Origin of the sequence: Allopontixanthobacter sp. (assembly GCF_034376665.1) — a bacterium.
GTDB lineage: Bacteria > Pseudomonadota > Alphaproteobacteria > Sphingomonadales > Sphingomonadaceae > Allopontixanthobacter.
Genome location: NZ_JAXMJI010000001.1, coordinates 1 through 12,798, shown reverse-complemented (window position 1 = coordinate 12,798; position 12,798 = coordinate 1). Strand labels below are relative to the sequence as shown.

Genomic DNA, 12,798 nt, shown 5'->3' with positions numbered 1-12,798 from the left:
GCTTTAAGGGCTGGCGGCGCGGTAGGCAAGGCCAGACCGGTCGCCTGCATTTTGCGCCGCTGTAGCTAGTTGATCGAGGTCACGTCCGGGTCCGGTATGAGCTTGCCGGGATTGAGCAGGTTTGCCGGATCCAGCGCTTGTTTGACACTGCGCATCAGCGCCAGCGCGACCGGATCGCCCAGGCGCGCAAGTTCGTCGCGCTTCATTTGCCCGATACCGTGCTCCGCGCTGATCGATCCGCCTGCCTGGGTCACCCGGTCATGGACGAACCGGCTGATTGCCTTGCCGTCCGACTCCTCCCACTCGCCGGGGACAGCGCGCGGGGGCGCGAGTACATGGAAGTGCACATTGCCGTCGCCCAGATGCCCGAACGCCAGCGCTCTTGTGCCTGCGAACTCTGCCTCGACGGCAGGAACCGTTTGCTCGACAAATTCGGCCATTTTGGCGACCGGCACGGAAATATCGTGCTGCATGGCGGGGCCAAGCGCGCGTTCGGCGGCGGAAATCGAATCGCGCAGCAGCCACAAGGCTTCGGCCTGTGCCTCGTTGGCCGCGAGTGCGGCGTCCTGGATCAGGGCATCATCCAGCGCGCTTGCAAGAACCCCCTCGGCGTGGTCGCGCACTGCCTCCTGTGCCCCGGGTGCCGCAACCCATTCGATCAGGACATTCCATTCGTGGTCTGATTCCAGCGGGGATCGGGCGTCCGGCAGGTAATCGAGCACCGCCGCGAGGCAGTGACGGGGCAGGACTTCGAACCCTTCGAGCGAGTCGGAGGATTGCGACTGGCAGCGCAGCAGCAAGTCTCGCGCTGCCGATATGGACTCGAGACCGGCCCATGCCACCACCCTGCCGGCAATGGCGGGCAGCAGGCGCAGGGTCGCGCCGGTCACGACCCCCAGAGTACCTTCCGACCCGATCAGCATCTGTTTGAGATCGAAACCGCGATTATCCTTCTTGAGCGGAACCAGCGTATTGAAGATCGCGCCATCGGCCATCACGGCTTCGATACCGAGAACCTGTTCCCGCATGGTTCCGTGCTGCAACACCTGGGTGCCGCCTGCATTGGTGGAAATAAGGCCTCCGATCGTGGCAGAACCCTTGCCGCCCAGTGTCAGGGGAAACCGTAGGTCTTCCGCCGCCGCCGCAAGGTGGAGCGACTGCAGGACTACGCCGGCTTCGCAGGTGACCTTGCGCCCAGCCGGATCGAGATCGACGATCCGGTTCATGCGGCGGAGGGACAGGATTACCGCGTTACCGCTGGCATCCGGCGTAGCGCCGCCCGACATCCCGCTGTTCCCGCCCTGCGGCACAATTGTGATCCTGTGTTCGGCGCATAGCCTGACCAGCTCGGAAACCTGAAGCGTGTCGGCAGGTGACGCCATGGCCAGTGCCGCGCCGTGATAGCGGCCGCGCCAGTCGGTCAGCCACGGGTTCATCAGGTCGGGATCGGTGCTGAAACCACGCGGACCAAGCAGCTTTTCGGCAGCGCTGCAAAAAAGTTCGTGATCGGTCATGACAGGCCTATGCCACAAAGCTGGCGAGCGCCGCCAGAATTAGCGTCGCGGAATAGGATAAAGAGCGCTTGCAGATTATCGTCCGCAGATTAAGCCGTCATTCAACCGTTATGGGTACACAGGGCAGGCACCACTGTGCGGTACGCGGCAAACCGCGCAGTCATTCAGGTGCTTGAGGAGCTTTACATAAGCCTTGATGACCAGCCTGTCTGCCTTTCTTGCCCCGATCGCGTTGCTGCTGCCCGGTTCGGGCCCTGTGGCGAATGTCGAGTCAACTGCGGGGCTGGCACCGCAAGAGACGAGCGCTGGTGAGGCACGGCAGATGTCGCGGAAGGGCTGGATGATGCGCGAGGCCATGGAGCAGATCGCCGTTAACCGGCAAATTCGAATCGAGCGCCGCATTACCATCCGGATATCTCCCGCAGCACCAGCCGCCGCGCGGGGTCTCATGGCTGATTTGCCGCGTGAGACGATTCCGACCAACCTTGTGGAGCGCAAGTTCGGCAAATGCGTTCCCGTTGGTGCCATTGCCGGGGTCCAGCCGGGTCAGGATAACCGCTTGATGCTGTATCTCCGCGACCAGCGAATTATCAGCGCCAGCCTGGAAAAGGCGTGCAGCGCGCGCGATTTCTACTCCGGTTTCTATGTCGAAAAGAACGCGGACGGCATGCTTTGCACCGGCCGCGACAAGCTGCATTCGCGAACCGGGGCCAATTGCGAAGTGGACCGGATGCGGCAGCTCGTTGCCAGATAGCCGGTACACACGCCCATTTCCTTGACTTTTGCAGTCTTCCGGCGCAAAGGCGCGGCGTTGTTATTGGCGGGCGCAGAAAGTCCGCACCCACGGGGGATTCCCTCCCCACATACCGGACAATCTGACCTACATGACTTTTGCCGATCTCGGCCTATCCGACAAGTTGCTGCAAGCGGTGGAAACCGCTGGCTATAGCGTGCCTACGCCCATCCAGGCGGAGGCCATTCCCGCCATCCTGATGATGAAGGACCTGATCGGCATTGCCCAGACAGGTACGGGCAAGACTGCCAGCTTCGTCCTGCCGATGATCGACGTGCTCGACAATGGCCGCCGCCGTGCGCTGATGCCGCGTTCGCTGATCTTGGAACCGACCCGCGAACTGGCCGCACAGGTGGCGGAGAATTTCGAAAAATACGGGGCCAATCACGATCTCAAGATGGCGCTGCTGATCGGCGGCGTCCAGATGGGCGACCAGCTGAAGGCGCTGAATGAAGGCGTCGACGTGCTGATTGCTACGCCGGGCCGGTTGATGGACCTGTTCGAACGCGGCAAGATCATGCTCAACGGCTGTGAGCTGCTGGTGATCGATGAAGCGGACCGGATGCTCGACATGGGGTTCATTCCCGATATCGAATTCATCTGCTCGAAATTGCCGGCTACCCGCCAGACGATGCTGTTTTCGGCCACCATGCCGCCGGTGATCAAGAAGCTCGCGGATAAATTCCTCACCAATCCCAAGCAGATCGAAGTCAGCCGTGCGGCCAGCACCAGCGAAAACATTGCCCAGTTCAAGGTGATGATGACGCCGCGAAAGAAGAAAGAAGCGCTTCGCTGGTTCCTGCAGAACGACAACGTCAACACCGCGATCGTCTTTTCGAACAAGAAGACGACCGTGCGGGACCTTGCCAAATCGCTCAAGAAAGACGGTTTCAAGGTTGGCGAAATCCATGGCGACATGGACCAGTCATCGCGCATTGCCGAACTCGATCTGTTCAAGTCGGGCCAGATCAATATTCTAGCGGCATCCGATGTTGCCGCCCGCGGGCTGGACATCAAGGGCGTCAGCCATGTGTTCAATTTCGACACGCCGTGGCACCCCGATGACTATGTCCACCGGATCGGCCGCACCGGGCGCGCCGGGGCCAAGGGAAGGGCGTTCACCTTCGTGACGGCCGAAGACGCCGAAGCAATCGCCAATGTCGAGAAGCTTACCGGCATGGTGATCCCGCTGTACGCACCGGCTAAGCCTGCCGTGAATTCCGATCCCGAACAGGAACGTGGAACAGCGCCGGAACAGGTCCGTGAAGACCGCGCTCCTCGCGAGGAACGCACACCCCGGAAGCCGCGTTCGGATCGTTCGGAAGCGAAAGCCCGTCCGGCCCGGGACGATGGAACCGCTCGGGAACAAGTTGGCGAAGTCAAACCGGCGCGCGCGCCGCGCAAAGTGTCCGACAAGGCGGCCGAGCCGCGCCGCAATTACCGCGAAGACCGTGATCCGCCGAGCAAGCCCGGAGAATGGAACGGACCGGTGCCCGGTTTCCTGGATGTGTCGGCGACCTAAACTACGGTTACAAAACTATCGATGACCCGCTTGGGCCCGCTGGTGTCGAACGCAATTTCCAGCTTGTTGCCTTCCTGCCCCGTCACCTCGCCGTAACCGAACTTGTCGTGGAACACCCGCGCACCGACGGCAATGTCGCTGCGGGGCCGGGCAGCGAAGCTCGCGGCACTGCGGGTCGATTCCTTCAGCCGCAATTGTTTGGTCTCATAACCGCTGGTCAGCGCCCGCTGCCAGCCGGGTCCGCGCTGGCTTGATCGTTCGGGTCGGCTGGTGCTGACATGGGCGAAGGGATCGTCGCTTTCGCTCCAATTGGCCTGCCACAGGGAAGCGCCGCCGGTCATCGTGGTTTCGCGGGTGACGTGATCGTCCGGCAACTCTGCGACAAAGCGTGACGGGATCGAGCTGGTCCATTGGCCGTAAATCCGCCGGTTCGCAGCATACAGTATCGTGCAGCGTTTACGCGCCCTGGTGATGGCGACATAGGCCAGCCGCCGTTCCTCCTCGAGGCTGGCGAGGCCGCCTTCGTCCAGCGAGCGCTGCGACGGGAATACCCCTTCTTCCCAGCCGGGCAGGAAGACGGTGTCGAATTCCAGCCCCTTCGCGCCGTGCATGGTCATGATGGTCAGCTTTTCCTCGCCTTCGGCGCGGTCGTTGTCCATCACCAGGCTGACATGTTCGAGGAAATCACCGAGCGTTTCGTAATCCTCCATCGCGCGGGCAAGTTCGGACAGGTTTTCGAGGCGTCCCGCGCTTTCCGCCGATTTCTCGGCCTGCAGCATGGACGTGTAGCCACATTCATCCAGCACTGTGCGCAGCAATTCGGCAGGCGATATCTGGTCCGCCAGTTCTTTCCAGCGCAGGAAATCGCGCATCAAGGCGGCAATGGTGCCTGCTGCCCGCTTCGGCAATTCGTCACTGTCGGCCAGATGGAGGGAAGCAGCGGCCAGCGGCATGTTGGTAGCGCGGGCGTGCTGGAACATTTTTTCCAGTGTTTTCGCGCCGAGACCCCGCTTGGGCTGATTGTAGATCCGTTCGAACGCCAGATCGTCACGCGGCTGGGCGATCACCCGCAGATAGGCCAGTGCGTCGCGTATCTCGGACCGTTCGTAGAAGCGGAACCCGCCGATGATCCGGTAATTCAGCCCGATCTGGATGAACCGGTCCTCGAACTCGCGGGTCTGGTATTGCGCCCGTACCAGAATTGCCACCTGGTCGAGCGAAGCACCTTCGCGTTCCAGCCGCTCCACTTCCTCGCCCACTCGCCGCGCTTCTTCGGGAGCATCCCATACGCCGATCACCCGCACCCGGTCGCCGCCATCGGATTCGGTCCAAAGCGTCTTGCCGATGCGCTCGCTATTGGCACCGATCAAACCCGACGCAGCCGCCAGTATATGCGGGGTCGAGCGGTAATTCTGTTCCAGCTTGACCACCTTGGTGCCGGGAAAATCCTTTTCGAAGCGCAGGATATTAGCCACTTCCGCGCCGCGCCAGCTATAGATCGACTGGTCATCATCGCCGACCACGCAGATATTCTTTCGCTCCTGCGCAAGCAGGCGGAGCCACAGATACTGCACCTGGTTGGTGTCCTGATATTCGTCCACCAGGATGTATTTGAAGCGCTGCTGGTACATTTTCAGCACTTCCGGCTCACGCCGCAGGATGTTGAGCATATGCAGCAGCAGATCGCCGAAATCGCAGGCATTCAGCGCCTTCAGCCGGTCCTGGTACAGGGTGTAGAATTCCTGCCCCCGGCCATTGGCGTAGGCTTCGTTTTCCACGGCATCCAGATCACCGGGGTTGAGGCCGCGGTTCTTCCACCGGTCGATCAGTCCGGCAAGCTGGCGGGGCGGCCAGCGCTTTTCATCAAGGTCCTGATCGCGGATCAGCTGCTTGAGCAGGCGCAGCTGGTCGTCGGTATCGACGATCGTGAAATTGCTTTGCAGGCCGACCAGTTCGGCGTGGCGGCGCAGCATCTTTGCGCCGATCGAATGGAATGTGCCCAGCCACGGCATCCCTTCCACAGCATCGCCGATATGCCGCCCGACGCGTTCGCGCATTTCGCGCGCGGCCTTGTTGGTAAAGGTGACGCAGAGGATCTCGCTCGGCCATGCCTTCCGCATTGCGACAAGGTGGGCGAGGCGGGCTGTCAGGGCAGCCGTCTTGCCGGTTCCCGCGCCCGCCAGCATCAGCACCGGCCCTTCCGTGGTCAGCACTGCTTCACGCTGCGGCGGGTTGAGATTGGCCGCGTAGCGGGGCAATCCAGCGCTCGGCGCGCCGCTTGGCGCGGTTGTAGAAGGGGCAGGTTTATCGCTCATGGGTGAGTGAACAGGTAGAGAACGAGGAAGTCTGTTGCAAGGCGAATAGGGGTTGCGGGCGGAGAGTTGGATCGCATTTCGGTCTGTCCGATGATTTACACCGAACTCGCCGGAGCGGCCCGGATTCGCGACAGGCGGCGATCCCCTCATATTGCCCCGCGAAGTCGATGCGCCCACGCCGGTCACAGAGTTCGTCACGTAAGGTAACGCTCAAGGAGTTCACCATGCGTAAGTCTATAATTTTAGTATTCGCGGCCGGTTCGGCGGCGCTGGCAATCCCGGTCGCCGCGCAGGAAGGCCAGCCACCCAGCAACCAAGCCACGCCGCAAACAGAACCGGCGGCGCCGAAGACGGAACTGAGCCCGGCACACAAGGCACAATATGATAGCTGGTCAGCGCAGGAAAAGACCACCTATGATGGCTGGGCCGAAGACCATCAGGCTTATTTCTGGACGCTGCCACCGCAGCGACAGACGATCTACTGGCGCCTGTCGGAAGCCGACCGGGCGACCATCGCGGCCATGGCGGATCCCGACCGGGATACGGCGTGGGCCCGGGTCGAGAGCCAGGTAGCCCAGCAGGCCGAGACAGCGCCGCCACCTACCGAACACGATCCCACACAAGGCGATCCAACAGAAGATCCGCCAATGATGTAAGTCCGGGTCGCAATAAAGTCGGACTTACAACTCGTCGGGCGCGCCGCTGTGCAGCAATGTCAGCTTGGCGCGTCCGACTTTACGTTCCGCGGCTATCGTCAAGCCGTCCACGATGACGTCCTCATTGAAAGCGGTTTCCGCCGCAATCCACGTACCCTCCGCAATCCAGCCGAGCCGCTTGAGCCGTTCCAGTGCCACCGTGGCAGCATCGGAATAATAGGGCGGGTCGAGCAGAATCAGGTCGTAGCTCTCTCTTGCAGGGCCCAGCGCCATGACCGATCCCGCCCGTATGTCCGTACGGGAACGGGCGCCCAGGGCAGCAATGTTGTCCCGGATCGTCTTCAATGCCGCATCGTCCTGTTCCACGAACAGGCAATGCGCCGCGCCGCGCGACAGCGCTTCTATTCCCAGCGCACCCGACCCGGCGAACAAATCCGCAATTCGCAGATCGTTGAAACTGCCAAGCCGGCTGGCGAGCATATTGAACAGTGTTTCGCGGGTTCGGTCGGCGGTCGGTCGGGTTCCTTCGCCCTTGGGTGCCACCAATTTACGCCCGCGCCACTCGCCGGCGACAATCCTCATTTCTTGATGTCCCGAAGCAGATCCTTGCGGAATTTCTCCACCTGGGCCTGAGGAATTTCAACGGCGGTACCGCGCGGCAGATTGCCCATTTCGAAGGGACCATAGGTGGTCCGCATCAGCCGCGAAACTTCCAGCCCGAGATGTTCGAGCACATTACGCACTTCGCGGTTCTTGCCTTCGCTGATGGTCATTTCGATCCACTGGTTGCGACCGGTGCGCCGTTCCAGATTGGCGTCGATCCGCCCGTAATGCATTCCGTCGATGGTCACGCCCATCATCAGTTCTTCGAGCTGTGCCTGGCTGATATCGCCAAAAGCGCGCGCGCGGTAGGTGCGCGGAATGCCGGACGAAGGCAGCTCCATTGCCCGCTTCAATTCGCCGTCGTTGGTCAGCAGCAGCAATCCTTCGGTGTTCATGTCGAGCCTGCCCACCGGCATCAGGCGCGGAGCGTCCTTGGGCAAGGCGTTGGTAAGCGCAGCGTAGATCGTCGGCCGGCCGGCCATATCGCGCTCCGCCGTGAGCAGTCCGGTCGGCTTGTTGAACATGAACAGGCGTGCGGGTTCGATCCTGCCGACAGGCTTGCCGTCGACGGTGATGCCGGTGAGCGTGGTCAGGAACGTGGCGGGTGTATCCAGCACCTTGCCGTCAAGCGCAATCCGGCCGTCCTCGATCATGCGCTCGATCTCGCGCCGGCTGGCGATGCCGGCGCGGGCCAGCAATTTGGCGATCCGGTCGCCTTCCGGGCGGTCGGCGGACCTGCCGGTCGAAGGGCCGGCGGCGGGGGCGTGGGCGGATGCACCGGACGCGGAGGACTTTTCCGGTCTGCCGGTGCGGGGTCTGTGGGGTTGGGCCATGCGCGGCCTCTAGACGTTTCCCGCGCATCGCGCAAAGTGATCTGTTGGGCGAACCGTCACGCTCAGTTCGCGGCGCGGATCGCCTGCTGCACCGTTTCGTGAAAGCGCAGGATCCCGGTCTCCAGCGTGCCGAGAGTGACGTGATCCACCGCGCCGCTGGACAGCCCCTGCTGCCCCAGTTCGGCGGCGCGGAAATCCTCCGACGCGAACACCCCGCCATCGAGCAGTTTCCAGCTGCGTTCCCAATGGTCGCGCGCTTTATCGGTCTGCGGCGCTTCGGGGATCAGCATGAAATCTTCCACCAGCGTCCGGTCATGCGCTTGCGGCATCAGGACCATGACATTGATATAATCGGGGCTGGGAATGATGATCGTTGCGGGCAGCAACTGGTAGGCGAAGGTCACCGCCCGGCGCAGCGCGGCCATGTCATTGAGATCGACATTCGCCATATCTTCTACCCGGCCCACGGCAGAGCGGGCGTGGGGGCCGACCATGTCGCCCGAGGTGACACCGTCCTTGAAGAACGGCCCGATGGTCTGCGCGTGGAGGCGGGTAACGTGATAGCTTTCGAGGAAAGCGTCCATGATCAGCTTCCAGTTTCCGGCGACGTCATGGGTCTTGCGGCGGAAGAGATGGTGATCCGCCGTCCCGAAGGCGTCGAAATCCTCGCCCAGCCGCTCCGCATCGGTAAAATCCGCGCCCTCGACCGGCGCGAACCAGATGAGTCCGCCCGATTCGATGCTGGGTAGTTCGACCAGGCCGTGTGCGCCCTTGTCGAAGCCGGGAAAGGTTTCCGGGCGCGGCAGGGCAAGCAGCTTTCCGTCGAGTCTGTAGGTCCAGGCGTGATAGGGGCAAACCAGCCGCTTGGCGCAAACCGTCTCGCTGCCTTCCACCAGCCTTGTGCCGCGGTGCCGGCAGACATTCAGGAAGACGTGCACCGTCCCCTCCGCATCGCGGGTCAGCAGCAGCGGCCGCCCGGTCGAATCGTGCGGAATGGCCATGCCGGGATCGGGCAGCAAGGCAGAGGGCGCGATAACCTGCGGCAAGCGGCCGAACAGCGCCCGCTTCTCGCGTTCCCAATGGTCGGGGTCAGTATAGACGCTGGCCGGGACATGGGTAACGCCCTGCGATTCGCGCGGCGCTTCGTCCAGGATCGCCTTCGCCAGTGCCAGTTGGCCGGGGGTCGGGCTCAAAGCGGGCATATCTGTTGTCGGCGCGTTCATTGCGACTTTCCTATCTGGTCTTTCAACGCTTAAGAGTGCAGCAGTTTTCCAGCCACGACAAGCGCGGCGAGGCAGCGATGAGACAAGAGGACAGGCACCGCGATGGGAATTGACACGTTGATCCTGTTCGGAGTGATCGGGGCAGTAATAGGGCTCGCATTCATTGTGCCCGCCTTCGCGCCTTACCGGCGCAAGATGCCATTCGTGGCGTTCCTGCTCGGCATTTCATCGGGATTTCCGCTGACCTTGTTGCTCGGCACGATGACATTCTGGCTGTCGAAGGTGGGGATCGACAAATCGACGATCGGTTTCGCGATTGGTCTGACCACGCCTTACACGCTCAAATTCCTGTGGGCTCCGCTGGTGGACAAGGTGCGTATCCCCTTGCTGTCGGACTGGCTCGGGCAACGGCGGGCATGGTTGTTCCTGGTGCAAGCGGCGCTGGTCGCGGCCTTGTGGCAGCTTGGCTCCAGCAGTCCCACCAACGACACGATCGGTGTTTTTGCGCTGTGGGCGATCGTGGTGGCGTTTCTGTCTGCAACGCAGGACATCGTGATCGACGCCTACCGGATCGAGATCCTTTCGGATGCAGAGATGGCCCACGGCACGGCGATGAACCAGTTCGGCTATCGCACCGGCAACCTGCTGGCCGGGGCGGGTACAATCTACCTCGCGTCCACCGAAGGCTACGATATCGGCTGGGCAATGGCTTATGGCATCACCAGCTTTCTTGTCTTGCCGGCCGCCCTGGGCGCACTGTGGGCCGGGGCCGGGCGGTTCGATCCGACCGCTGCCCGGGCCGCCGGGCAGAGCTTCCTCGACTGGCTGAGCGGTACGGTGATCAACCCGTTCCGCGAATTCCTCGGCCGCAGGGGTGCCGCGCTGATCCTGCTGTTCGTTCTGATCTACAAGGTCGGCGATGCGATGGGGCAGGGGATGCTCAATCCGATGATTGTCGAGCTCGGCTTCAGCGACACCGAATTCATTGCGATCAACAAATTCGTCGGCTTTGGCGCGCTGATTGTGGGATCGGCGCTGGGCGGCCCGTTCATTGCCTGGCTCGGCATGGGGCGGGCGCTGATCATCTCCGGCTTGCTGATGATGTTTTCGAACTTCCTGTTCGTTCTGCTCGCCATTGCCGGTCATTCGCCGCTGATGCTGGCAATCGCGGTGGGAACCGAAAACCTCACCAGCGGGATCGGGCTGACGGTGTTCGTGACCTATCTCTCGGGGCTGTCGAACCTTGCCTATACCGCGACGCAATTCGCGTTGCTGTCGAGTTTCGCCGCGGTCGGCCGGACATGGTTGGCGGCACCGTCGGGCTATCTGGCGGAGAATCTCGGCTGGGTCGGGTTCTGGACCTTCACCGTCGCAATTGCCGCGCCGGGGATGATTCTGCTGTGGCTGCTGTGGCGCAAGGGCTTCGTAGTCGAAACAGTCCGCCAGACCGGGGATGGGGAAGGCGGTGACCCTCCGGAAGCGGTGAACGCCACGCCCCGCGCCGCGCCCGGCTGATCAGTCCGGCAGTTCCCGGTTCAGCCTGAGTACTTCCCCCGCGAGGTACAGCGAGCCGGCAATCAGTACGGGCAGACCATCCTCCGGCAGGGCAGCCAGAGCGGCTGGGACATCGTCGGCAGCCTCCGCGCGCTCACCGAAAGCCAAAGGGCCGTGGCAGTCGTGCCGCGGCACCGGCACCGTAGTCAGGCTGGCGGTTTCGTCTGCCAGCGGTGCGATGATCGACGCAGGGTCCTTGTTCGCCAGCATTCCGATAATCAGGTGCACCCGCTGCCCCGCGAAATGCCGTTTGAGCGCTTCCCCGGCGCTGCGGTTATGGCCGCCATCCAGCCATACCGTGCGCCCGCCGGTTAGCGGACCAGGCAACAGGCGCTGCAACCGTGCGGGCCAAGTCGCGACGCGTATACCCTTCGCCATCGCTTTGGGTGACACTTGCACAAGATCCTGATGCCGCAGCATAGCCACCGCGAGCGCCGCGTTGCGGGCCTGGTGCGCGCCCGGCAGCGTAGGTTGCGGCAAAGTAAGGTCGCCGTGCCGGTCGCGATATTCCAGCCCCGCAATTGCGCTGTAATCCCATTCGCGCCCGCGCATGGCCAATATCGCACCATTTCGTGCAGCCGCACGGATGATCTCGTCCCGTGCTTCGGTAGTGTAGTTGAAAGTCACCAGCGGCACACCCGGCTTGGCAATGCCCGCCTTTTCAAACGCGATGCGGGCGAGAGGGACTTCCGGCACGCCGTCCTCGGGCGCAAGCAGGAAGCGTTCGTGGTCGATCCCCAAAGCCGCAATCCCGCAGGCGGCGAGCACCCCGGGTTCCAGCACATTGGTAGCGTCGAACCGCCCGCCGAGCCCGACCTCCACCACGCAGGCGTCTGCGGACGTACGGGCGAAAGCGAGGAAGGTGGCGGCGATGGTCACTTCGAAAAAACTCGGCGCGAGATCGTCCGACTGGTCCAGCACCTCGGCCAGCAATGCGGCCAGCTGCGCATCCTCGATCAGCTTACCGGCAATGCGAATACGTTCGTTGTAGCGCACCAGATGCGGACTGGTGGCCATGTGGACGCTCAGCCCCTGCGCCTCCAGCATCGCGCGCAGGAATGCGCAGGTGGAACCCTTGCCGTTGGTCCCGGCGACATGGAACACCGGCGCCAATTGCCGGTGGGGATTGCCGAGCCGATCCATCAGGGTTCGGATAGTCTCCAGTCCGAAACGGCCCTGCGGCAGAGAAAGTGCCGCCAGCCGGTCAAGCTGGCGCTGGACCGCGGGATCGGAGGAGGTGCCGAAATCGCTCATCAATCCGCCCCCGCCGGGGGAAGGGGATCAACCGCAGGATGGTGGAGGGGCAGGCGCGAATGATCCGAGAGGCTGACATTCGCATAAGCCGAAGGTGCCCCTCCACCGTCTTCGACGGTTCCCCTCCCCGCTGCGGGGAGGATCATTACGCTGCTTTCGCGGGCTGCAGGTAATCCAGCACCGTCGCCAGCGTTTCGCGCAATTTGTTCCGGTGAACCACCATGTCGACCATGCCGTGCTTGTGCAGATATTCCGCCCGCTGGAACCCTTCGGGCAGGCTTTCGCGGATCGTATCCTGGATCACCCGCTGTCCGGCAAAGCCGATCAGCGCGCCCGGTTCGGCGATATGGACATCGCCCAGCATGGCATAGCTGGCGGTGACGCCGCCGGTGGTGGGATCGGTCAGCACCACGATATAGGGCAGTCCGGCAGCCTTCAGGCGGCGGGTCATCACCGTCGCCTTGGGCATCTGCATCAGGCTGAGAATGCCTTCCTGCATCCGCGCACCGCCCGCTGCGGTGACGACGATAT

Annotated in this window: 11 protein-coding genes; 4 read left to right on the top strand and 7 right to left on the bottom strand. The window is 62.7% G+C overall.

Features of this window, described 5'->3' with window-relative positions; translation table 11 throughout:
• Positions 1-65 precede the first annotated feature (65 nt).
• The gene (locus tag U0988_RS00055; RefSeq protein WP_322290611.1) at positions 66-1,514 is read right to left on the bottom strand and encodes an FAD-binding oxidoreductase; all 1,449 of its coding nucleotides are present in this window, start codon (positions 1,512-1,514) and stop codon (positions 66-68) included.
• A 196-nt stretch (positions 1,515-1,710) separates the two neighbouring features.
• Between U0988_RS00055 and U0988_RS00050 the strand changes: the two genes are divergently transcribed.
• Together U0988_RS00050 and U0988_RS00045 are read left to right on the top strand one after the other, a co-directional pair.
• Positions 1,711-2,268, top strand: a complete 558-nt coding sequence (locus U0988_RS00050) for a hypothetical protein (RefSeq protein WP_322290610.1) — start codon at positions 1,711-1,713, stop codon at positions 2,266-2,268.
• A 130-nt stretch (positions 2,269-2,398) separates the two neighbouring features.
• A complete protein-coding gene (locus U0988_RS00045; RefSeq protein WP_322290609.1) occupies positions 2,399-3,829 on the top strand; it encodes a DEAD/DEAH box helicase in 1,431 nt (476 codons plus the stop codon).
• Here U0988_RS00045 and U0988_RS00040 read toward each other — a convergent pair.
• Positions 3,826-6,144, bottom strand: a complete 2,319-nt coding sequence (locus U0988_RS00040; protein ID WP_322290608.1) for an ATP-dependent helicase — start codon at positions 6,142-6,144, stop codon at positions 3,826-3,828. The genes U0988_RS00045 and U0988_RS00040 overlap by 4 nt on opposite strands.
• A 224-nt stretch (positions 6,145-6,368) precedes the next feature.
• On the opposite strand from U0988_RS00040, the gene U0988_RS00035 reads away from it, so the two are divergent.
• On the top strand, positions 6,369-6,800 hold the full coding sequence (locus U0988_RS00035; RefSeq protein ID WP_322290607.1) for a hypothetical protein: 432 nt from the start codon (positions 6,369-6,371) through the stop codon (positions 6,798-6,800).
• A gap of 24 nt (positions 6,801-6,824) precedes the next feature.
• On the opposite strand, the gene rsmD is transcribed toward U0988_RS00035, so the two are convergent.
• The 3 genes from rsmD to U0988_RS00020 all read right to left on the bottom strand — a co-directional run bounded on the left by rsmD (position 6,825) and on the right by U0988_RS00020 (position 9,459).
• Positions 6,825-7,382, bottom strand: coding sequence for a 16S rRNA (guanine(966)-N(2))-methyltransferase RsmD (gene rsmD / locus U0988_RS00030; RefSeq protein WP_322290606.1), 558 nt, complete (start codon positions 7,380-7,382; stop codon positions 6,825-6,827).
• Positions 7,379-8,236, bottom strand: coding sequence for a pseudouridine synthase (locus U0988_RS00025; RefSeq protein ID WP_322290605.1), 858 nt, complete (start codon positions 8,234-8,236; stop codon positions 7,379-7,381). Before U0988_RS00025 ends, rsmD begins: the two co-directional genes overlap by 4 nt.
• Before the next feature lie 62 nt (positions 8,237-8,298).
• A complete protein-coding gene (locus U0988_RS00020; RefSeq protein ID WP_322290604.1) occupies positions 8,299-9,459 on the bottom strand; it encodes an aromatic ring-hydroxylating dioxygenase subunit alpha in 1,161 nt (386 codons plus the stop codon).
• 102 nt (positions 9,460-9,561) lie between these two features.
• Between U0988_RS00020 and U0988_RS00015 the strand changes: the two genes are divergently transcribed.
• Positions 9,562-10,974, top strand: coding sequence for an AmpG family muropeptide MFS transporter (locus U0988_RS00015; RefSeq protein ID WP_322290603.1), 1,413 nt, complete (start codon positions 9,562-9,564; stop codon positions 10,972-10,974).
• Here U0988_RS00015 and U0988_RS00010 read toward each other — a convergent pair whose 3' ends face one another.
• Complete coding sequence (locus U0988_RS00010) at positions 10,975-12,267, bottom strand: folylpolyglutamate synthase/dihydrofolate synthase family protein (protein WP_322290602.1); 1,293 nt, start codon at positions 12,265-12,267, stop codon at positions 10,975-10,977. It lies immediately after the preceding gene.
• A gap of 145 nt (positions 12,268-12,412) precedes the next feature.
• On the bottom strand, positions 12,413-12,798 hold a 386-nt coding region (locus U0988_RS00005), incomplete at its 5' end, for a carboxyl transferase domain-containing protein (RefSeq protein ID WP_322290601.1).

What these genes read in the sequence shown, in the direction of transcription:
- U0988_RS00010 (WP_322290602.1), bottom strand. Translation starts at nt 12,267, where the DNA reads ATGAGCGATTTCGGCACCTCCTCCGATCCCGCGGTCCAGCGCCAGCTT.
- U0988_RS00025 (WP_322290605.1), bottom strand. Translation starts at nt 8,236, where the DNA reads ATGGCCCAACCCCACAGACCCCGCACCGGCAGACCGGAAAAGTCCTCC.
- U0988_RS00045 (WP_322290609.1), top strand. Translation starts at nt 2,399, where the DNA reads ATGACTTTTGCCGATCTCGGCCTATCCGACAAGTTGCTGCAAGCGGTG.
- U0988_RS00020 (WP_322290604.1), bottom strand. Translation starts at nt 9,459, where the DNA reads ATGAACGCGCCGACAACAGATATGCCCGCTTTGAGCCCGACCCCCGGC.
- U0988_RS00055 (WP_322290611.1), bottom strand. Translation starts at nt 1,514, where the DNA reads ATGACCGATCACGAACTTTTTTGCAGCGCTGCCGAAAAGCTGCTTGGT.
- U0988_RS00035 (WP_322290607.1), top strand. Translation starts at nt 6,369, where the DNA reads ATGCGTAAGTCTATAATTTTAGTATTCGCGGCCGGTTCGGCGGCGCTG.
- U0988_RS00040 (WP_322290608.1), bottom strand. Translation starts at nt 6,144, where the DNA reads ATGAGCGATAAACCTGCCCCTTCTACAACCGCGCCAAGCGGCGCGCCG.
- U0988_RS00015 (WP_322290603.1), top strand. Translation starts at nt 9,562, where the DNA reads ATGGGAATTGACACGTTGATCCTGTTCGGAGTGATCGGGGCAGTAATA.
- U0988_RS00050 (WP_322290610.1), top strand. Translation starts at nt 1,711, where the DNA reads ATGACCAGCCTGTCTGCCTTTCTTGCCCCGATCGCGTTGCTGCTGCCC.
- rsmD (WP_322290606.1), bottom strand. Translation starts at nt 7,382, where the DNA reads ATGAGGATTGTCGCCGGCGAGTGGCGCGGGCGTAAATTGGTGGCACCC.